The sequence below is a fragment of the Blautia sp. TF10-30 genome, from assembly GCF_003481245.1.
Classification (GTDB): domain Bacteria; phylum Bacillota; class Clostridia; order Lachnospirales; family Lachnospiraceae; genus Fusicatenibacter; species Fusicatenibacter saccharivorans.
The window spans coordinates 107,132-129,689 of the sequence record NZ_QUKM01000005.1; the positions used below are offsets into that span (position 1 = coordinate 107,132).

Consider the following 22,558-nt stretch of genomic DNA (forward strand, 5'->3'; position numbering starts at 1 on the left):
ACACTTCCCTTATCTTATCACACTTTCCGCCGTTTCTACAATAGCAGGAAATCATTTTCCAAAAGCTTTGTCAAGGACTAAAACTTTATGAAATTTTCCGGGCTCTCGTATATTCGTCCCGCCAACTGCCAATCATGAACGTATAACAGTAACGAACGGTAACCATACGTTCCATGTTTCAGGAGGATGCATACCATGGCGATCAATAAAGTTGAACTGTGCGGAGTCAATACATCACGCCTTCCCGTACTGAATGCCGAAGAAAAAGAGACTCTGCTGAAAAAGGCCCGCGAAGGAGATGCTGCTGCCCGCGAACGCTACATTCAGGGCAATCTGCGCCTTGTCTTAAGCGTGATCAAGCGCTTCTCCAACAGCAGTGAAAACGCCGACGATCTCTTTCAGATCGGCTGTATCGGCCTGATTAAGGCGATTGATAACTTCGACACGACCTTAAACGTCCGTTTCTCCACCTATGCCGTGCCGATGATCATCGGTGAAATCCGGCGGTATCTGCGTGACAACAATGCGATCCGCGTCAGCCGTTCCCTCAGGGATACTGCCTACCGCGCCATCTGCGCCCGCGAACTTTATCTCAAGCAGAACCAGAAAGAGCCTTCGATCGAGGAAATCGCCGCTGAAATCGGCATTGGAAAAGAGGATATCGTCTATGCCCTCGATGCAATCCAAAGCCCAATGAGTCTGTATGAGCCCGTCTACACGGAAGGCGGCGATACCCTGTATGTCATGGATCAGTTAAGTGATAAGAAAAATAAAGAAGAAAACTGGGTGCAGAACCTCGCCCTGCAGGACGCGGTCGCCCGTCTCAATGAGCGCGAACGCCAGATCATCCGCATGCGTTTCTATGAGGGGCAGACCCAGATGGAGGTTGCCCGGGAAATCGGCATCTCGCAGGCGCAGGTCAGCCGGCTGGAAAAGTCCGCCCTGCGCTCTATGCGGAATTATCTCTCCGACGAGCGGTAACGCCCGCCGTTCACTGAATTTCTGCAAACTCCAGCCGGTAATCCGACGGCGGCATTCCATAGTGTTTCCGGAACACACGGGAATAGTAAAAGGGATCTTCAAATCCGCACGACAGCGCCGTCTGTTTGACCGTCATCCCCATCTGCAGCAGCTTTTCTGACTGCTGCAGCCGATATTCCAGCAGATACTGTCCTGGTGACCAGCCGATTTTCTTCTGAAACAGACGGTTCAGCGTTGTGCGGCTGACCGCCATTTTCCGCGCAATTGTCTCCGCGCAGAACTCACTCCTGTGATACCCTGCGGCAATCAGAGCCATCGCTTCCATAATCCGCGGATCCTCCTTCTTTCTCTCCTCCCGCTGCGGCTCCGCCAGATCCTGGTACACGCCCAGAAGCGCAAGCAGCACACCGACGGCCTCCTGGCTGTTCCGGCGATAGAGTTCCATCTGGCAGAGACGCTCAAAATACGGCAGAAGCCTTTCCTGACGGAGAGGCGGCGCCGCCGGCTGCTGTGGGTTCAGTACCGACCGTGCCAGAATCTGCCGGCATTGTTCCCCGACAAAATCAACCCACACATATTCCCACGGCTCGTTCTCATCCGGCGCGTACTGCACCACCTGCTCTGGACAGATTAAAAAGCTCTGTCCGGCGGTAAGCGTGTACGTCTTTTTCCCGCAGGTAAACGTTCCCTTTCCGCTTATAATATAATGTATAATATAGCACTGCCGTACACCCGGCCCCCAGGAATGCAGATCATGGCAGTCCTGCCGCCCGGCATCGACAGGCCGGATCCCGTTCATTTCTGATACAAGCATATTCTTTCCTTTTCCCGTATTTTATTCTTTATGAAGCAAAAATCCATGCTTTTGTCTTAAAATTCCATGGTTTTGCTCTGGAAATCCATCTATACTCAAAGTACATCAAAACTTACGGGAGGTCAATACTATGATCAAACTTACACCGCCGATGGGCTGGAATTCCTGGAACACCTTCGGAGAAAATATCAATGAAAAAATGATTTTTGAAACTGCTGATGTCATGGCCGAGAGCGGCCTGCGCGATAAAGGATACGAATATCTTGTCATCGACGACTGCTGGTCCTTACGTGAACGCGATGAAAATGGCCGTCTTGTGCCGGATCCGGAAAAATTTCCGCATGGTATGAAAGCCGTTGCCGATTACGTTCATTCCAAAGGGCTGAAATTCGGTATGTATTCCTGCGCCGGAAACATGACGTGTGCCGGCTACCCTGGCAGCTATGAGCACGAATTTGTCGATGCGGAAACTTTCGCATCCTGGGATGTTGATTTCTTAAAATACGACTACTGCTACCACAGCCCGATCCTGCACGGAAAATATCTGTACCGCCGCATGGGACTGGCACTCGAGAACTGCGGCCACGACATTCTCTTCTCTGCCTGCTCCTGGGGTGCTGATGAAACGCATGAGTGGATCAAAGAAACCGGCGCTTCCATGTGGCGTTCCACCGGCGACATCTTTGATACCTGGGATTCTGTCAAAGATCTCGTGGCACAGCAGGAAAAACTGCATCCGTACAACGGCGTCGGCTGCTTCAACGATATGGACATGCTGATCGTCGGCATGCATGGAAAAGGAAATGTTGGACTGGCCGGCTGCAGCGATGTCCAGTATCAGACACACTATGCACTGTGGGCATTCCTTGGCTCCCCGCTGATGATCGGCTGCGACATCCGCGAGATGAGCGACGAAACCCGCCGCATTCTCATGAATGACGAAATGATCCGCATCAACCAGGATCCGCTCTGCCGTCAGCCGTATAAAGTGAAAAACCATGCATGGAATGACAAGGTTCTGATCTATGTGAAGGCACTCGCAGACGGAGATCTCGCCATCGGTATGTTCAATCTCAGTGATGAAAAATCACGTGCAGCCATGAATCTGGATGAGATCGGCCTTCCGTTCTCCACTGGCCGTACTCTGGAACTTACTGAGGTCTGGACCTGCGAGAACCTGTGTGCAAACAATGCATCCCTTGTCACAGAGCTCGAGCCATTTGCATCAAAAGTATACCGTGCAAAGGTCATAAAACTCTGATGGCACGCTGTATGCAGTGCGGCAAAGAACTCACACATAACGAGATCGGCGCCCACCGTAAATTTATCAACCGCGGCGCAGAACAGTTTTTCTGCAAGCAGTGTCTTGCCGAGCATCTCGGTGTAACGCCGGAGCTCATTGACGAAAAGATCGAACAGTTCAAGCGACAGGGGTGTACACTGTTTGTATAGACCTACACTGTCTGAAATGCACACAGCCGGATTTCCGCCAAATAGAAATCCGGCTCTATTTTCATGCTGCATAAAAAATCATTTCTTCTTTATTTCTTTCAGATATGCTCCGGCATCCTTTAGGAATCCCGCCACAATCAGAAGAATTACCATTCCGATCGGAAACGCTGCCACGATACTGACCGACTGCAGATTGCTCATAGAGCTTTCGGAAAAGACCAGTGCAATCGGAAGCAGAATCAGCAGAAGGCACCACATAAGCTGAATCGCTTTCGATGGCTGCTGTCCCTCTTCCAGACGGCGGTAGCTGTAGCAGGAAACCGTCAGCGCAATCGAATCAAACGAGGTCGCATAAAAGGCAATCATCGTGAGCAGCAGAACGACAAGAACCAGCGATGCACACGGGATCTTCTGGATCATGGCGATAATCATTCCATAGAGATCACCGTCTTTGGCATACCGCGCGATAAAATCCGCTTTTCCCGCCATCTGCATCCCCATCGATTCATTTCCCAGGATGATAAAGCTTAAAATCGTGGAGCCAACGCCGAATCCATATCCGCCAAGGATTGTCTGCCGCACCGTTCTTCCCCGGGAAATACTTCCGATAAAAAATGGCGCCGCCACGCACCATACCATCCAGTATGCCCAGTAATAAATAGTCCAGTTCTGCGGAAAATGCGTCTCGCGCAGCGGATCGGTATCGGTCGCCAACGTCGGGAAATACTGAATCATCCGTCCCAGCGATGAAAATCCCGTCTCGATAATATACCGCGTCTGTCCGCCGAACAGCAGCACGTACGCCAGTAGCCCGAAAAACAGATAGATGCAGAGCTTTGCCAGAAAACCGATTCCGCGGAAGCCGTGAAGCAGCGAATACGTGTACACAAAACACGTAATCAGCAGAATCACAATTGTCACTGCGTTCCGGTCCAGATTGATATGAAACAATGCATTGATTGCACTTGCCATCAGCGGCGTTGCCACGCTGAATGTCGTTGCCGTTCCTGCAAGGAGTGCAAATACCGCCAGCAGATCAATCAGCCGTCCGCCGATGCCGTCCGTCTGTTTTCCCATAATCGGACGGCAGGCTTCTGAATACCGCTGCCGGTTCCGTTTCCGCACGTGCAGCATAAACCCAAATGCGGCAGCGAGAACGAGATAAAAGCCCCACGGAATCAGACTCCAGTGAAACAGCGGGTACACGCCCGCCCACTCCTGGATTCCGCCCATCTTTTCAATCTGCGGATCAGCAGCATACATCACCCATTCTGCAAAAGAATAAAACAGAATGTCTGCCGCAAGGCCGCACGTAAACATCATGGATCCCCAGGCAAAAAAAGAATATTTCGGTTTCTCATCCTGCTCTCCTAACACAATATCGCCATATTTTGAAAATGCCAGATACAAAGAGAGCAGAAAAACGCCAAGGCCAATTGCAAGATAATAGACTCCAAAGGTATCTCCCAAGAAGAAGCGTACCTTCGCAAGAACTGTGTTGGACTGTTCCGGCAGGAGGAAAAACAAAATGCTGAGCGCTGCAATCAGTCCCAGCGGCAGCAGCGTGATCATCCAGTCAATCTGACCTTTTTTCCGTATTTTTCCGCTCTGTTTCTTTTTCGCCACTCTGTTTTCATCAACTGTATTCATGTTTTCTGTTCCTTTCTGCTATACTGCCCGATCCAGCTTATTTTTCTTCTGATTTTTCCTGCCCCTGTGCCTCATATCCGCAGTAAGACGGATCCAGATCGCAGAGTTCCGAGAAATCATCAATCTCAATCAGATCGCCTTCCTGCATAGGATAAATGCCAAGCTCATATTCTTCAAAATGACAGAACATCGCCACATCATCCCAGTAAATCTGGCGGTTCTGTTTTTTTTCAAATTCCAGTTCCAGGTGGCGTTTCAGCCGCTTTCCGTCCTCCCGGTTCCAACGTGATACACTGAAGAGCTGCCAGCCGCCCTTACCGCCGGTCCGGCTACAGGAACACACGATTCCATCCTTCACCTGCATCAGCCATTCATCCGTCTTTTCGTCCGTCCAGACAGCATTGTAGCCAGAATGCGTAAATTCCGGTGCAAGAATTTCTTTTTTGTATATAATCTGATCCCCATCCAGAATCATTGCATTTTCCAACTGTTCCCGCGCCACATAGAGCGATGCAATATTATTGCAGGAATCCCAGTATGGATTTTCGATCAGTGTCACACCTTTATATTCTGCGGTAAGGCACGCAAACTGCTCTTTCCGATATCCCACTACTACATAAATCTCATAAATTCCATTTTCATGCAGCGCCTGAATCACCGTATCAATCATGCGGACACCCTTCACACGGATCAGCGGTTTCGGCGTAGTAAGCGTTACCGGCCGCATCCGCGTTCCCGTTCCCGCCGCCATGATAATTGCACGTTCTACATGATTTTTCTGCTGAATTTCACTTCCCGGTCTCTGCCCCACATCCATCGCTTTCATTCTTCCACCCTCTTATTCTTCCTGACCTTTGCTTTTGGCAAGCTCCTGCTTAACAAGTTTATAGTAATCCTTAGCATATCGGTACTGTTTCAGCGAATACTCGCCAAACTCCACGCCTAACCGGCTCTTGTACTCACACCAGTTGCTCCATAAAAGCCCGCACACCGCAATGTATGCATAAATTTTCGTGCGCACCTCCTGCGGACAGCCTTCCGTAAAATAACTGTCGATCAGCGCATCCACCTGCGGACGGTCATACATGGCGTAAATGCAGAACATCGCCAGATCCACATGTGCATCCTGCATGCCCGCATATTCCCAGTCAATCAGACGAATTTCCGTTCCGCCGTTTTTCTCCACAAACAGAAAATTGTCCGGCACCGCATCAATATGCGTCAGCGTCCACACCTTCGGCTGCGCTTCCAGATAAGCCTCAAGCTCCAGCACATGCGCTTTCGTCGTGCTGTAATCCCGATAAACAGACGGTTCTCCCTCCCACAGACTTTCATAGTATGCGATCTGGTCAAACAGCGAAAACGTATGCTCCACGCTCAGATGCTCCTCATGGAAGGAACGGAGCTTTTTCATACAGGCCTGCACATCCTCAGGGTTTTCCGGATCGCAGACACGCGCACCCTCCAGGTATTTCGTAATCTTATAGCCGTTTTCCGGATTGATCGACACGATTTCATCGCAGATGCCCTTTCCGTCCAGTGTCCGATATACCGCCGCCTCCTGCCTGCGGTTGATCAGAAGACTCGTGCCTTCCCCCGGAATTCTCATAATATACCGCCCGCCGCGACAGCGGAATAAAAACGAACGGTTTGTCATTCCCTTTTTCAGGACCTCAATTCCCGTAATCTCCTCACCGGAAACCGAAAGCACCCGTTCAATTTCTGCCATCGCATCCGACTTCAGCTGATCCGAATTTTCATCCAGTTCCCGCAGCTGCTCGTAGGTATTGATCTCCACCACAGCTCCTTCCGGGACAAGCTTTGCCTGCACCGGCATTCCGTTTTCCGCAAAAAGGGCATCCTCCCAGAAAACATGGTCATACCGGCGATCCTGTACCATCGTTTCGATTCGCCGCGCCATCGACTGTGCCACAGAATCCGTCAGATAGCTGATGCCGATCATATGATTTCCTTCTTTTTCCCCGCCTGAGGGCACAAGCTCCCACTTCCGGCTCACACGAACCGTACTGTCTGGATCTTTTGCATCGCTCACCAGATACCAGGAATACCACTCATACTCCGAAAACGGATTTTCCCGGCACCAGAGGTCGCACGGCATAAGATACGTTTCACCAAGCTGCGGCAATACCTTTGCCAGGGAATGCAGGTTGTTTTTCTCTGCATACTCCATATTGACAACCAGCTTCACGCCATACCGGTCAACCAGATAATCGTACTGTTCCTTTTTAAAACCAACGACAACATAAATTTCCTTCACCTTTACCGCATGAAGCTGACGGATCAGCCGCTCGATCAGCGGTTCCCCCTCTACTTCCAAAAGTCCTTTCGGCGTTTCCATATTAATCGGCACCATCCGCATTCCATATCCGGCAGCCAGAATCACCGCGTTTTTCGGGCGATGCTTTGCCATCTCAAGCCTGGCTTTTTCCGTCAGCTCCATATCTGTTGTTAAAAAACCCTGCCCCTGCAGCGCTTTCACCGAACGGTTTACCATTCCCAGTGAAAACCCACACCGCTCCGCCAGCGCACGCTGGTTCCGGCAGTGGTATTGCAGGATCACGTTCAAAATATCAGATTCTTGTTTGTTCATGTACATCTATCCTTTCATTTTCGTGAACATCGTTATTATAATACAGGACCGGCGACATGTCAAGCTGCCAGCCGATCCTGTGAAACAATATGCCCAGATTAAGTTACGGTTCACTGGTTCCCAGCGAACCGTAACATTCGCAGCCCTAATCCATGTGCAAGTTTTTTCACCATCCTCCTTCCGGTACAAGATCCACGCAGACAATCTCCGGAATATTGTTGAACCGCGGAATCACCTCCGTATTTCCAAGCCCCGCAGACAGAACCAGATGCCGTTTTCCATCCTTTGAATCAAAAACACCCTTCAGCCGTCCCGGAAACCAGCCCATATCCGGCGCATATACGCCGCCGATTCCAGGCAAAATGACCTGCCCTCCGTGAAGATGACCAGAAAACACGCAGTCCATGTTCCATTCCTCCAGGGCATCATTTTTCAGCCAGGCAATCGGAAGATGACTAAGCAGGATCTTGTAACGGTCGGTATTCTCAAAATCCCATAAAAACATGCATTCGCTAAGATCAGCTTCCTCCGTTTCCAGGTATTTGTCCGGCAGGCAGTAACCGTAAATGCCGCCAATGCGAAGAGACTGGCCTTTTACGGTGATATCCCGGTATTGGTGCTCCAGAACGATTGCACCGGCGGCCTGATACAATTGTGTGACGTCTGTGCCAAAATTGTCCTGGTATTCTATCTCATGATTTCCCAAGGACAGATAGACGGGAGCAATCTCGCATAGAGAAGAAATCAAATTGGTAGCAATCTCTGTGACAGGCTCTCCGGAATTTAACAGATCCCCCGTGAGCAGGATCAGATCGGGAGACTGACTTGCTATCCGGTCAATCAGCTCCTGATTGTCTTCTCCAAACTCGCTGTTGTGCAGATCCGTCAGCTGCAAAATCCGGATTGGGGTATCGATTTTGTCGGAGGGGATCTGATAGGAAGAGTAGCTTAGGGAGTGTTTTGATTGGTCGAGGTTTTGGCAGTTTGTGATTCCGAGGAATAGAAGTACGCTGATAATGAGCGTCCATTTGTGCTGCCGTAGCCATTTCATTGATAATGTCCTCCGTTATCGTGACTCATCCTAACCCACACAGCTTTTTGAGTACACGCTTAATTATTTCCTTCTTACTTCGCCTTTGTGGTTGTTTTACTTGAAGTAATGGCAATATTTCCTGAAAATTTTCGCTTTCAATAGTTTTTAAAACAATATCTCTATTTTGTTTATGAACTGATGATCTCAATAACGATGGATTTTCTCTTGCCGCCTGTTCCAAATAAACTTGTTCACATTTTATGTTTTCAGAAACTGCGTTCATCATTTTTTCGCCTTTTGCAGTATGCGTTAATATAAGAGATGTTCCTTTATTATCGTCCATTTTGGGATTAATATTCCATATTCCCCAGAAATCGCCTAATGTTATATCACTAACACGATGATATCCTTTAAAATGACAGCTACTACAAGATTCCCGCAAAATACAATCTTTTACAAATAATTGCATGAAGGGATCATCACCATTTTTACATAAATAGCGTTTCTTGTCTGCATAAGCAAATTCAACCGAGTATGCGTAATGACTCCAACCACTTTCCTTATTTCGCAAATTTATATGCTGTGGAAATGAATCACTATTATCCGTTAGAGATCGATACTTTACATATTTTTCCCATACCATCGGAGACGGCACTCCATGACATACAAAATCTATGCAGACCAAATTCTCATAATCTCGTTTTAAAAAAGCTTTCAATCCGGCTACCTGACAAGGTGTACCTGAAAACAACACTATTCGTCCGGAATCCAGTTGTTTTTTTATGCTTAAAAAGCAGTCTCCTAAAATACTTTGCGAATATTTCGCTCCTTGTAGTTTGCCGAGTTCTGTTTGCTCTTTGATCTCAATATGTCTGACTACGCCTTCGTCATCATAGCTTGCACCATAGATCACTCCGCCTCGCTGTAAAATGGTAGCTGCTAACTCAGAGAAAATTCCACCGGAGGAACTCTCCAGTCGAAGTGCATTATTGTTAGAGAATGCCGCATATGCAGACGTTGATAGGTTTTCATCATCTTTTTTCTTCATTAACACGGGACATACTCTTTCACAAGCCCCACAAGCAATACACGCAGACCGCTCCATAATTACCGGAAACTCAAATCCTGCATTATCTTTTTTCATCTGAATACAGTTCCGTGGACAAATGCTTACACAGGCAGTGCAACCTGTGCATTGACTTTTATCTGCGAATTTAGGCATAATCTTCACCTTCCTGTTCAACAAAGCCTGTTGTAATCATACTGTAATTCTTTTGCACTTTTTTTGACATAAGCATCACATAGTCTCACGGCCATATATATAATCATCATAGCCCTTTGCATGATCTGCCTTCACAAATTTCCTAATTTAGATTTTATTTTTCTAAACAAACGTAATAATAAAACAAGTTCAGGATGTGTCAAACGACAATATATAATATAGTCATCCAATTGTACATTTTTATTTATTTTTAATTTCAAAAAAGCTTCTTTCATCAAAATGTCATCATTATACACCCCTGCAATCTGCATGACACTTCTCCAGTAAAAATTTTGTATAATATCTAGATAATATTCTCGTTCCCTTTCATCATGAATAATAATCTGAACCATATGTTCTCTAATATCACGAAAACCATTCGCATTATCTAAACTCTTTTTCTTTTTACTCTTTTCAACATTAGTTTTGGTTAATGAATTTTCTTGCTGGTTATAATTCATATGTGGTTTATCAATAAATCCACATTTTTTATTGTAAAGCAATGGCAATAACAGTTGTAAATTTTGTCCATATTTTGATTGATAAATTTCTCTTTCAGGATAAAATTTAAACAAGGAAGACACTCTAACCATATAACTTCCAGCCCAATTATTTGTCTTCCCTTCCAATAATGCCGTAAAAACATCCTGAATATTTTTCTCACATTCATCATAAATAAACAGGCTTTTTCCATTTTTTCTTACATACCACCCATTCGAACGCACTACATCCATTTCCCTATGACTTTCTAAAAACTGTACTCGCTCTAACAATGCACCTTGCAAATACTCGTCATCGATGTCCAATAATAATAAATACTCTCCAGAAATATATTTCAGGCCGGTATTTATTGCGCTTCCAATCCCTTGATTTTTTTGTTTAATATATATTAATGAAATCTTTTTATTTTCCAGTACTTCTTTCCATTCCAATATCTTGGATTCACTTTGATCTATCGATCCATCATTTACCACAACCACTTCAATATGTGGATAATTTTGAATTTCAATAGAATGTAAACATCTATCAATAAAACGTTCTCCATTAAAGCATGGAATAATAATGCTAACTTTTTTATTCATAATTTCTCCGTTTTAAAAAGTCTTTAATTTTGCCCAACGGTCTTTTTCCAATACGTTTCATAAGCTTCATTACAGAATTAAATTCATTGGTATGGTGAAACAAAATATAATTAAATCCACTTGGAATAGCAATAGCAACAACCGCTTTTTCTACAAATCTAAAGTAGATATTTCCCCTAGAAATCCAGGTGCAAGTCCAATATGCCAGTGCAATATAGATAATCCCTAAGCAAACATATAATACATATCGTTTATAATACGCTCTAACAGGACAATGAAATACAGATCTATAGATTACAATTGGCCTATACCAATCAGCAGTAAGTAGACTGCCAACAATTGTACCCAGAAAAACTCCTGAAACCCCAAACGGCTTAGCAAATAAGATAGATGCAACCAAGTTAATAATCGCAAAAGCAAATGGAACCCAAGCATCTTCTAAATATTTCCCCGCTGCTCCCTTCATGGTAATGAGTGGCATTCGTAATCCTGTCAGATAATTATTTATTACAATAATTGCTACAGTTCCTGTTCTAAATAAGTATTTTTCACCAATCCAAATTTCACCAATAAATGGATTAAATAAACACATAAAACATGTAGCTTCTATGCTATAAATAAAAAAGGCAATGAAAAACATTGTATTAAATACATCTAATTTTTTTTCATCATTCTCCACTGCCACTATATTTCCTATTCCAGCAGTGACACCTGCAAACAAAGCACTTATGTATCCGTTGATCAGATTCCGAATCAAAAGATAGTTGGAATATATTCCTGTGGCTACTAAGCTTACAAGTTTTGTAATAATAAGATTATCCGTTGAATTAACCAAATAGTCTCCTATTTTTGCAACAATCAATCCTGATATATTTTTTTGAATTTCCTGTTTTTGAGCACCTGTCAGTCTATCCTTTGAATAAAAAGTAACTTTATCATATTTTTTTGTTATGTATAAATTTTGTGCGGCCATCAAAACGATCGAGCATCCGATCTGTATTGTTAAATATACAATATAACTTTTCCAAATTAACAATGCAATAATCTGCAAAAGTGTTTGAACACAATTTATTGATACATTAATTGGAATCAGTCTAAACGCTTGGTTATCTGAGGATATCAGTGTGGTCTTATATGATAAAAAATAACCAATAACAGTATTAATTAAAAACGCAAAGTAAGCAAAGGTTGTTCCGTCTGGCTGTTGTTCTACGGGAACAAAAAAATCTAAGAATTGAAATAGAATAATTCCAGCTAAAAGCACAATAACACCTATAACCGAATATGCTTTTCTATAGACGGACATTAATGTACTGATGGACTTATAATCTTTCTCAGCTAAGGGCTTATAAAGACTGAACCCAATTGCAGTTGCAATCCCCAATTCACCAATCGCCAAAAATCCTAAAACATTACTTAAGAGCCCAGATAGTCCCAAGTAATCCGCTCCCAATGTATAGATAAACACAGTTCTAGAAATCAAGCCTAATAAAGAAGCCACAAAATTATTCCCAAATGACCCCAAAATATTCTTAGCAGAATTTTCTAATCTAGACATGAACCATCTCCTCTTTAAAGTAATCGCTCAACATATTCTTTTGCAGTTAATGCTCTTTTAATAACTTCTGGTATTTTGCTATTTAATTGTTTTTTGATTAATTCTTCATTTTCTAATATCCATCTAAACTTTTTAAGCAACTCATCTGTTTCTTTCAGCCTTTGAACAGATAAACTATACTGTTCTTCATCTCCAAACAAGTCCCTAGCAATTCCTCTTGCCTTTACAGAGTATCCTACAACCAGTGTTGGTATCCCCGAAGAATATGCCGCAATAGTGGAATGCGTTCTTGCCCCAACAAAAAATCTACATTTTGAAATCGCATACTTAAGTTTTGAACAATTTTGATCTTCTATTACTAAAACTCTTCCACTTTTTTTATAACGTTCATACAACTGCATTAATGGTATCCTATCATCACTGTCATCCCAGATTACATGAGGAATTAATGCAATTGCCATATCTGTTTCTTTCAAAATATGTTCTATCAAGATCTCATAATTTTTCATTATAATTCCTGAAATCTTTTCTTCTTTTTGTACCATCGGACTCAAATTAATTCCTACCATGTTTTTATTGATAAACTTAGATGGAATTTCTGCATATGCTGTTTTGAGTCCAAATGCAGGATCTGCAACAAGTATGGTATTGGGATTTATTTTTTTCAGTGCATTATAAGTAATAGATTCTCTTGCTGTAATAAGCTGATATTGTCTCACATCATTAACAATTTCCGGATTACTCAATACTTCCGGATTGATAGAACATCCCCATAATACTGTCTTGGCTCCCCTAGAAATCATCATATTATGTAGCATAATATATTTATTCACATCAGCATAACAATAATTATCACCGCCTATAGATAATACAATGTCGTTTTTATGCACCATGTCAATGGTTTTCTTATAGTTAAGTTTATCTAACGGCACATAGTCATTTTTTAATTTTAATGCTATATATGCCCGAATAAATGGTAAAGTTATTTTGGAATATGACTGTACATCTTTCTTAATTGTACAAATTTTATCTAACCCATATTTTATATCTTCTTCCGTTTTAGAAGAAATGAGCAATATTTCATCCCATAATGGATTGTTTAACATATCACATGTAGAACGCACAATTGCTTCGCATCCATGATTTCCACTCCCGCCATGAGCATACATATAAATTTTTGCCATTTTCATTCCTTCCTTATCCAATGAATTCTTTTTCCATTTTGCAAAAATATTCCCTGACCAAATAAAAAAAACACAAGTTTCTCTTTCCAAGGAATTGCTCTACAAGTAAGAATAAGACACATATATTTCCGGAATAATTTTCTTGTCCCATCAACAAATTCTGAATTTCTATAATTATTCTCCTGAAAAAGTCCTATTACATATTGAAACAAATGGGATACTGTAACATAACAACATTCTGGCTTTAAATCCTTCCTTTGTGCGATAACCTGAAGCAACCTTTCTGTTGCAATAATGATATCCAATGAAGGATTTTTTATCATCTTACTCATTGCTCCATTATTATTTTCAACATAAAAATATTGTGTTCGATCTGTCGTTACAATTTTATTTGCATTTAATAACGCGTCCAATGTAAAAAGAATATCTTCATATGTTTTTATTGACGGAAATTTTAAATTTGCAATCAATTCTTTTTTGTACAATTTTCCTGCCGGACCCGAATTAATAGATTTCCGAATCAAAAGAGCATTTATCGCATCGGTTCGTGTTAATACAGTTTTTCCTACTGTAAATCTAAATTTCACCGCTTTTTCATCAAGAAACACTGTATCGCATATTGCAACATCGCCTATTTCGCAACATTTTACTAGTTCATACAGATAATTGGGTGGAATAAAATCATCAGCGTCCAAAAACGCTATGAATTTTCCTCTTGCCAAACTTATTCCTTTATTTCTTGTGTAAGAAACTCCATGATTTTTCTGCGTAAAGCAACGCATGCGAGTATCTTTTTCTTCATACTCCTTACATATACTATAAGATGAATCACTACTACCATCATCAATTAAAATACACTCAAACTTTTGATATGATTGACCCAAAATGCTTTCTAACATTCTTTTCAAATAATTTTCTGCGTTAAAAATAGGTATAATAATTGAAATCATGTTGATACCTTTCTGAATTGATATCTACGCCGAATTGCTAAAAAAATACCCGGAATAAGTGCGCATAATATCAATCTTTTATTCTGTCCTTGAAAACCATATTCTATATGTCCCCCAACTATTGATAATGCAACCACTTGACAGGCAGCATAAAATTTTTGCTTTTTTGAACCCTCAGGATATTTCAGCATATGACAATACATCATCGCATAACCCATTGGGTTATTTTTTTCTAATACTTTGCTTCCCTTGGTAAGGCCATCATCCAGATAATTACACTGATAAATAATATCTGAATGCCACCGCAATTTATAACCATCCAACGCAATTTCATTCAATGCGATTTGTTCTGGTGCAAATTTTTCGCCCGGCCATTCCGGCATCGGATATTTTTTCAATATTTTTGTCTTATATGCCTCACACATATCTGCATCCAAATTAAATTGTATTCTCTGTAGATTCGTAGCGTCTACATATCCTTGTTCGTTTACAATAGGTGAAACACCCTTTATATAAGAACCATCTGGAAATCCCCTGGCTGCTCCAACACCAATATAATCTGAATTATTTTCAATCTCTTTGCACCAATTTTTCATTTTTGATAACGCATTCGGTAATAGAAAATCATCAGAATCAACCATAAAAAAGAATTTACCTCTCGCATACCGAATCCCATAATTGATTGCTCTTGGTTTTCCTCCATTTTCTTTTTCCAAATATCTAATTGAAAATTCTTTTTCTTTCCTGATCCACTCTTCAACTAATTGATGCGTATTGTCTGTCGATCCATCATTAACAATCAACCATTCAAAGTCTGTCGTTCCCTGATTTTTCAACGACTCATATAATCTGAAAAGTGTATATCCTCTATTATATGTCGAAGTAAATACCGTAAAATATGGCATCTCATCATCTCCTTAGCAAACGCCTTATTAAATGTCTCATTAAACGTCTTAACTGTAAACTTATCTTCAATAAATAGTATTTGTTTTCATATAGTAATAACAAAATCCATTTTTCAAAGAAATTCCGTCCGCATGCTTTAATTCCCTCAGATTTACAAATTAATTGTAATTCCTCGAAACAGTTTTTCAATTTTTCAATATTGCAATACAACAATGAAAAAATCACATAATTACTTAGCAACTGTGAAACAATCAACTCATTACTTCCGCTATAAACATTTTCTTTTTCAAGAAAATGTTTATAGCGAATATTAATAAACAGCTGTGTTCTATAGTCAATTTCACTATCCTTAACCATAGCTGATGAATTCTCTGATTCCTGAAGATAAAAATATTCTGTTTTATCATTAAAGCAAATTTTGCTCACTTTAGGATATAATTTCAGAAAAAAATCAAAATCCTCCGCCAATTTAATTCTTTCATCAAATCGGATATTCCCAACTAATTCTTTTAAGATTATCTTTCCACAACAATATCCATAAATACCTGTTTTTTTTTGATAATCCGCAAAATTCAAAAGCAATTCACTTATATCAAAAGTGCCACTTCCAGGTAATTGTATTTTCTTTTTTTTTCCTGAGTGCCATATTTTTGTAATCGTGCATATTGAAAGATCTACACCGCTCTCAATAATAGTTTCATACAAATTTTCCAAATAGTTATTTGGTATGCGGTCATCTGCATCAATAAATGTAATATATTCTCCACACGAGGCATCAATCCCAACATTTCTCGCATGAGATACGCCACTATTTGGAATATGAATTACTTCAAATCTTTTATCAATACAAGCAACTTTATCACAAATTTCCCCTGATGCATCCGTAGATCCATCATCTATTAAAATACATTCAAACTCTTCAAATGTTTGGCTAAGCAAGCATTGAAATAAATCATCCATATATTTTTCTTTATTATATACGGGAATAACAACACTAATTTTCATAGTTTTCTTTTTCTCATTTTAAAAATTAATATTTGATATAAATTGGGTGAAACATAAAATATACTGTAACGTATAAAATCTTTAAGACAAAGTCCATTTCCCCTCATCAATGTTCGCATAAATTGTATATATGTTTGACTGTCATGATAGGGCTGTATTTTCGATTCCTTTGCACGAAACCAAAATTCTATATATAAATTCAGAAATAGTTTCATCGATTCCCTACAAATAAAACTATCTTGTTTAAATAAGCACATTCGTCTTTTCACAATATCCAACATTACCAAATTCTGCTCTTGAAATTTTTGATGCGTCAGCGAAGTATTATTTTGAACATATATATACCAGAATTTCTTTTCACAAAAAATTTTTCCTGTTTTAGCTAGCACCTGGCTCATCCAATCATCGTCCTCATATATCCGTCCCTCAAATGGAATGTTTTTTATATAATCTCTTTTATACAGCTTATTACAAACTCCAACAACCAATCCATTTGCATAGCTACCATAATACAACCCTTTTGCAAATTCTAACATGGATTTTTTTCCACAAAAAAATGTTGGGATTTTATGTGGATCTATTGTCAATTTTCCCTCTTCATTCTGAAATTGCCAAAGCCACGTTACTATATCAACATCATGGTTTTCTAAAATTGAAATTGCTTTACTGTATATAGTAGGATCATCTGGTAAATAATCATCACTATCTACAAAAGTAATATATTTCCCACTTGATGCTAAAACACCGTTATTTCGAGCTTTTCCAACCCCTTGATTTTTCTGGTGAATTACGCTTATACATTGATTTTCTTTTGCATATTCGTCACAGATCTTTCCAGAAGAATCCGTACTTCCATCATTAATTAAAATCAATTCACATTTTTCCACATTCTGGTTTAAAATACTTTCAATACACCTTCTTAAAAACCGTTCTGTGTTATAAACTGGTACTATTACAGAAAGCTGTGTTTTCATTACACTCTATACCTCTTTTCAAAATAAAAAGATATCAACGATAGCAAAACAGGATGCGAATAACAAAATGTTAATAGTTTTTGTTTTTTAGGAACACACAATTTGCCAATTTTCAACTGTTTAAACATATTCCTAACGCTATCTTCATATAATATTTTATTAACCATTCTTTTTTTTTCACCTATAGTAAGAACACTCGAACAGAATATATCCCCAATAGCGTTATAAATAAAAAATAATAATACCTTGTCAAGTTGATCCCTAAAATCATATATTTCGCTTCGACCAAATTCTTCCTGGAATCGTGCATACAAAGCCTTATAATCGTCCCATTTATCAGACGTAAATGTATGTGTTACTGAACTTTGATTGCTGCAGTTATACATATAGTAGGCTTGTCCTTTCATATAATAAAACGAATGTATTCTAAGCATCAATTGACATCCCCAAAACCAATCTTCAGAAAATCGAATTCCAATCTCATATCGTGGCATTCTTTGTCGCATATTTTTTACCATGCACACACAGTTGGAAATTGTAGCAGGATATTCTATCGAACGAGTAATTAGTAAATGAGGATAATATTCTTGATGCAATTGTTTCTCCTCATATAACCCGCCACGAATATTGTGAGAATAAATAGTTTTTCTTCCATCCGAATATACCTTTATACAATCACACATTACTAAATCGCAATGATTATGTTCCGCACATCTTATCATTTTTTCATACATCTGAGGTTGAATATAGTCATCGCTATCAACAAAAGTTACATAGTCTCCCTCAGCTAAATCTAATCCTACATTTCTTGCAGCAGCAACTCCTGCATTTTTCTGATGAACCACCTTAACTCTACTATCACTTAAAGCATATTTTTCACAAATTTTTCCACATGAATCAGGTGATCCATCATCGACTAATATTATTTCCAAATTGCCATATGTTTGATTTAAAATACTTTCTATGCAAGTAGCTAAGAATTTTTCTGCTTTATACACTGGTACAATCACACTTATTTTAGGCATAGAAATTTCTCCCTTATCAACATCAATTGCCTTATTTTCATCTATAAAATATCCTGTACAAATCGCAACATACTATTGCTCTCAATATAACACCCTCAGATACTCCCACTTATGGATAGCTATAATATCTAACCAACATCATTATTATAATTGTTTTGCACCATTTCTACCTTTTACCCACACAATTACTCTTTTCCAATATACGATATATTTTTTTCACTTCTTCCTTATTTGAATACTTTCTCATTTGACAGTTGAATGATAGTTGCTCTAACAGACAATTATTATTTAGCAAATCAAATATTTGATCCGCACACTCCTGATTTTGCATAGGTACAATTATGCCCTCTACACCACTTTCCAATTGTTCCTTAGCTGTCTCATAATTTGTAATAATTACAGGTTTTCCTAACATCTGAGCCTCACGAACCGTAACACATTTACCTTCATATCGACTAGGCTGTATATAAACATCACATGCCTGAATATATGGATATGGATTCTCTTTTTTTCCAAGAATTTTTACATATTCCTGCATATTAGCTTCTGCAATTTTTCTTTTAATCAATTCTTCGTCTCTGCCAAAACCAATCAAATACCATGTTATATCCATCCCTCTTTCACGTATCCGTTGACAAATTTCTGGTACATTATCAAAATTCTTAGCCTTACAGAATCGCCCAATAGATAGTATTTTTATCCCTTTTGCATTCATTTCTTTATCCACTAAAAATTCATTTGCCTGCTTTTTCACAAATTCTTCCGGCAAGATGTTTTCAATCAAAATAATCTTTTCCTTGAACATAGGAAAAACCGAAAGAAAATTCTCTGTTACTGCATCAGAAATCGAAGCAATATAATCATAGTTCTTCCACATTGCGGTTTCAGAAGCAATATTCACCTGTATACGAGAATAATCTGTATGAATCCAGGCTATTTTTCTTTTTGCATGTACTTTTCTATCAACAAAATAGTGCGGTGTCAAAAAGCTGATTGCTAAATCATATACTTCATTGGATTGAATTTTTGGCATAAATGGACAAGTATATTTATGACTATATTCTAACGCCACATCACTGTCTGTATATTTATGTATTCGATTATATTTTGCCGCTGCCATTTTCCCCGCAAGTCTTGCCATACTTAATATGAAATGTCCTTCCTTTAAAGTCCGCTTTATCGGTCGCGCTAATACTGTATAAGCGCGAATTTCTGGCAATAAATTAACAGCTGATGGGATTTCTCTCATTAATTCCCCTTCATGCCGTAATAAAAATAAATCTACATCATATTTTTCAAAATCAAATGCATTTAATAACCCGATAAGACTTCTTTCTGCTCCACCTAATTCTAAAGCATGAGACACAATTAGCAATTTCTTTTTCATTTGCGGAACCTCTGAAAGACATCTACACCAAATATTCTGTGTATTGGTCTTGTTATCATGCCACGAATTTTTAAGTGTTTACTCATCCACGTTGCCTCATACCAGTGAATGGAAAATGTATTTTCTGTTTTTTCTAATTTTCCGGTAGCGCTGTTATATGGATTCAAAACATCCATAGGATATATTACCGCTTCACACACATTTTGTTTTCTACCATTCTGTTTTAACCCCAATGCTACCAACGCTTGTGTATTCAATTTCGGACACATTCTTACTCCATTTTTCCCGTCCAGTAATATCTCATATTCTTTCAACATCGCTTGAATCACTTTTCCATGTGCAACAGATCCAAATCCCAATCCCGAAGCTACATATTGCTTATTTTCAAAGCAAAAAAATGCATCATTTCTTAACAATTCTTCCAGCGATCTAATTACTTCTACATCTGTATCAAAATAGATTCCTCCATACTTTTCCACTACCCAAAGTCTGACATAATCGCTTAAATACGCATACTTTTTTTCGGCATAACACATTCGCGTATACCCATTCATATCTATATCAAAATTTTCCTCATTCCATTCAATAACTTCATACTCTGGACAATACTGACGCCAGCTCCTTATGCACTTTAAAGCTAATTTGGATTTCTTCCCTTTTCCAAACCAACAATAATGTATTTTCTTCGGTATCATGTATCCATCCCTTCCTATCACTTATTTTTGCACACATTATTTTTTTTCGAATTACTTTCCAATTTTCTTTTATGAAAATAGTCATATACCACCTTAGGTAAAATGCCTATAATAATTGGTTGTATCGCATATAGATATCCGCTTATCGGCAGTCCAAGTTTTCGCACTGCCATTCCTCGTACATATGCTTCATTTACTCTATATCGAAATTTTCTTCTCTTATATGCTGCTTTATCATCTCGCATAAGATAAAGCTGTTTGGGAATATTTTTGCCTCTATATCCGACCTCGTACATTTTTATCCATAAATGATAGTCTTCTACTCGCAACAAACGCTTTTTCTCTGTATATCCTTTCACCGCATCATATGCTTCTTTTCTCACCATACATGGTGCATGACAAAACGGAGATCCATGCAAAAAATCCTCTTTCTTGGGATATTCAGGATGACTTATATTCCCCCATATTCCTGTCTCATCAAAATACCCCATATCTGTGCTTACAATCGAAATTGCTTTTTCTTTTTCTAATATTTCATACTCAACCGCAAATCGTTCTGGCAAACAAATATCATCTCCATCCATTCTTGCAATATACTTTCCTGTTGCCATTTTTAAACAACGATTTAAGGTATAGTTAAGTCCTCTATTTTCTTTATTTTTCAGCAATACCATTCTTTCTGGATATTTTTTTATATAGAATTCTGCCACTTCAGACGTTGCATCGGATGATCCATCGTCGCACATAATCAATTCCCATTCACTCATCGTCTGACCTAAAACAGACTCAATCGCTTCTGACAACGTATCTGCACAATTGTATATCCCCATAATTACACTAATTTCTGGATTTTTCATATAAGCCCCCATGTAAAATGCATCTGATAATAAAAGAATCCAATATATCCTAACACAGTAGCACTTTTTATGATTATGGTTGAATTTCTCGTAAAAATATTTTCAATTTCCCAAGGTAGTAAAATGGATGCAGAATACATAGATCCATATGAAATCAATCGTCCTATAAATATTCCAGAAGTTTTCATAGACACCATTGCAATTACACTGGTCAAAATCGAGAAATTTGTCACAATATTAATTACCGGATTGTCTGCTTCTTTGATTTGCTTACGTCCAATAATAGATAAAATCATGGGAATGGAATAGACAAATACCCTGATCGGATTAGTTCCGTTATCTTCCCACTCTTTCCAATCCGCTACCATATTAGAATATTGTGTATTTGATAGTATATTGTTCATTCCATCTGTAAACTGATTTACAAATATTAATATTAAAATACATCCCAAAATGCACAGCACACTCTTTTTATTCCATGCCTTTCCCTGCACAATAAAAATGATCGGGATCATAAGCAATGCTGACGCATGAAATGTCGCTCCTAATAGAATAATTGCTATCAGTGGTATATATTTTCTTTTTAGCAGTAATGGAAATCCTGCCATGATAATGGCAATTGCCAAAAACTGTCGGATACCATTATGACACCAAGACATATAGTCTGTTCCCGCAACAAAAACAAAAATACTCATCCAATAGTTTTCACTATATTTTCGATAAATAAATGCCATACATAACATTTGCACAGTAGCTATGAACATGAAAAACAGAATAGGTGAATTTCCAATAAGAGCTTTTATAATCACAATTAAGACCGAAAAACCTTTATCTTTTTTTATTCCCTCGAGATAGAGTGGAAGCGCAGCTATTTTACTAGGTGCTTCTCTAAAGACACTTCGGTAGGCATAGGTATCTCCAAAATTATCGGATCTTAGTGTTGCCGCCAATATATATGGAACCACTAGAAGCACTGCCGGTGCTATCTGCCATCTTTCTTCTATCCTTCCCATAACGATTTCCTGCTTTTTCGGCAGAGATATTGCCAGAACCATTCCTACTGTCAAAAGCCAGATTAATTGAAACCAATAATTCGTTATGGACATCTTTTACATTTCTCCTTTTGTCTTACT

At 39.4% G+C, this 22,558-nt stretch carries 21 protein-coding genes; 3 read left to right on the plus strand and 18 right to left on the minus strand.

Going from position 1 to position 22,558, the window contains the following annotated elements; all coding sequences use genetic code 11:
* Positions 1-195: 195 nt before the first annotated feature.
* Positions 196-981 (plus strand): RNA polymerase sporulation sigma factor SigG, encoded by a 786-nt coding sequence (gene sigG / locus DXD02_RS06745; RefSeq protein WP_055220491.1) that lies wholly within the window; start codon positions 196-198, stop codon positions 979-981.
* A gap of 10 nt (positions 982-991) precedes the next feature.
* Here the strand turns inward: sigG and DXD02_RS06750 are convergent, their stop codons facing one another.
* Positions 992-1,795, minus strand: coding sequence for an AraC family transcriptional regulator (locus tag DXD02_RS06750; protein ID WP_117509373.1), 804 nt, complete (start codon positions 1,793-1,795; stop codon positions 992-994).
* Between the two features lie 130 nt (positions 1,796-1,925).
* Between DXD02_RS06750 and DXD02_RS06755 the strand changes: the two genes are divergently transcribed.
* Both DXD02_RS06755 and DXD02_RS06760 read left to right on the plus strand, forming a co-directional pair.
* Positions 1,926-3,056 (plus strand): glycoside hydrolase family 27 protein, encoded by a 1,131-nt coding sequence (locus DXD02_RS06755; protein WP_118666605.1) that lies wholly within the window; start codon positions 1,926-1,928, stop codon positions 3,054-3,056.
* Complete coding sequence (locus tag DXD02_RS06760; protein WP_022461561.1) at positions 3,056-3,247, plus strand: hypothetical protein; 192 nt, start codon at positions 3,056-3,058, stop codon at positions 3,245-3,247. The genes DXD02_RS06755 and DXD02_RS06760 overlap by 1 nt, the downstream gene beginning before the upstream one ends.
* 78 nt (positions 3,248-3,325) lie before the next feature.
* On the opposite strand, the gene DXD02_RS06765 is transcribed toward DXD02_RS06760, so the two are convergent.
* From DXD02_RS06765 to DXD02_RS06845, 17 genes are all read right to left on the minus strand, one after another.
* Positions 3,326-4,897, minus strand: coding sequence for a BCCT family transporter (locus tag DXD02_RS06765; protein WP_022461560.1), 1,572 nt, complete (start codon positions 4,895-4,897; stop codon positions 3,326-3,328).
* Between the two features lie 37 nt (positions 4,898-4,934).
* Positions 4,935-5,723 (minus strand): NTP transferase domain-containing protein, encoded by a 789-nt coding sequence (locus tag DXD02_RS06770; RefSeq protein WP_243001878.1) that lies wholly within the window; start codon positions 5,721-5,723, stop codon positions 4,935-4,937.
* A gap of 12 nt (positions 5,724-5,735) precedes the next feature.
* A complete protein-coding gene (locus tag DXD02_RS06775) occupies positions 5,736-7,508 on the minus strand; it encodes an NTP transferase domain-containing protein (RefSeq protein ID WP_117760631.1) in 1,773 nt (590 codons plus the stop codon).
* A gap of 166 nt (positions 7,509-7,674) precedes the next feature.
* The gene (locus DXD02_RS06780; RefSeq protein ID WP_117760630.1) at positions 7,675-8,559 is read right to left on the minus strand and encodes a metallophosphoesterase; all 885 of its coding nucleotides are present in this window, start codon (positions 8,557-8,559) and stop codon (positions 7,675-7,677) included.
* A gap of 25 nt (positions 8,560-8,584) precedes the next feature.
* Positions 8,585-9,763, minus strand: a complete 1,179-nt coding sequence (locus tag DXD02_RS06785; RefSeq protein WP_117760629.1) for a Coenzyme F420 hydrogenase/dehydrogenase, beta subunit C-terminal domain — start codon at positions 9,761-9,763, stop codon at positions 8,585-8,587.
* 131 nt (positions 9,764-9,894) lie between these two features.
* Positions 9,895-10,884, minus strand: a complete 990-nt coding sequence (locus DXD02_RS06790) for a glycosyltransferase family 2 protein (protein WP_117509378.1) — start codon at positions 10,882-10,884, stop codon at positions 9,895-9,897.
* Positions 10,877-12,442 (minus strand): lipopolysaccharide biosynthesis protein, encoded by a 1,566-nt coding sequence (locus DXD02_RS06795; RefSeq protein ID WP_117760627.1) that lies wholly within the window; start codon positions 12,440-12,442, stop codon positions 10,877-10,879. The genes DXD02_RS06790 and DXD02_RS06795 overlap by 8 nt, the downstream gene beginning before the upstream one ends.
* Before the next feature lie 14 nt (positions 12,443-12,456).
* Positions 12,457-13,626, minus strand: a complete 1,170-nt coding sequence (locus DXD02_RS06800; RefSeq protein ID WP_117509380.1) for a polysaccharide pyruvyl transferase family protein — start codon at positions 13,624-13,626, stop codon at positions 12,457-12,459.
* A gap of 2 nt (positions 13,627-13,628) precedes the next feature.
* Positions 13,629-14,576: a glycosyltransferase family 2 protein gene (locus DXD02_RS06805; RefSeq protein WP_117509381.1), complete on the minus strand. Its 948-nt coding sequence runs from the start codon at positions 14,574-14,576 to the stop codon at positions 13,629-13,631.
* Positions 14,573-15,481: a glycosyltransferase family 2 protein gene (locus DXD02_RS06810; protein ID WP_118666606.1), complete on the minus strand. Its 909-nt coding sequence runs from the start codon at positions 15,479-15,481 to the stop codon at positions 14,573-14,575. Before DXD02_RS06810 ends, DXD02_RS06805 begins: the two co-directional genes overlap by 4 nt.
* Positions 15,482-15,485: 4 nt before the next feature.
* Complete coding sequence (locus DXD02_RS06815) at positions 15,486-16,487, minus strand: glycosyltransferase family 2 protein (protein ID WP_117760626.1); 1,002 nt, start codon at positions 16,485-16,487, stop codon at positions 15,486-15,488.
* On the minus strand, positions 16,484-17,461 hold the full coding sequence (locus DXD02_RS06820) for a glycosyltransferase family 2 protein (protein WP_118666607.1): 978 nt from the start codon (positions 17,459-17,461) through the stop codon (positions 16,484-16,486). Before DXD02_RS06820 ends, DXD02_RS06815 begins: the two co-directional genes overlap by 4 nt.
* Positions 17,461-18,486, minus strand: a complete 1,026-nt coding sequence (locus tag DXD02_RS06825) for a glycosyltransferase (protein ID WP_118666608.1) — start codon at positions 18,484-18,486, stop codon at positions 17,461-17,463. The genes DXD02_RS06820 and DXD02_RS06825 overlap by 1 nt, the downstream gene beginning before the upstream one ends.
* 166 nt (positions 18,487-18,652) lie before the next feature.
* On the minus strand, positions 18,653-19,873 hold the full coding sequence (locus tag DXD02_RS06830) for a glycosyltransferase (protein WP_117509386.1): 1,221 nt from the start codon (positions 19,871-19,873) through the stop codon (positions 18,653-18,655).
* On the minus strand, positions 19,870-20,568 hold the full coding sequence (locus DXD02_RS06835; RefSeq protein WP_117509387.1) for a glycosyltransferase family 32 protein: 699 nt from the start codon (positions 20,566-20,568) through the stop codon (positions 19,870-19,872). The genes DXD02_RS06830 and DXD02_RS06835 overlap by 4 nt, the downstream gene beginning before the upstream one ends.
* Positions 20,569-20,585: 17 nt before the next feature.
* Positions 20,586-21,425, minus strand: a complete 840-nt coding sequence (locus tag DXD02_RS06840; protein WP_117760625.1) for a glycosyltransferase family 2 protein — start codon at positions 21,423-21,425, stop codon at positions 20,586-20,588.
* Positions 21,422-22,531, minus strand: a complete 1,110-nt coding sequence (locus DXD02_RS06845; protein WP_117509389.1) for an EpsG family protein — start codon at positions 22,529-22,531, stop codon at positions 21,422-21,424. The genes DXD02_RS06840 and DXD02_RS06845 overlap by 4 nt, the downstream gene beginning before the upstream one ends.
* Positions 22,532-22,558 lie beyond the last annotated feature (27 nt).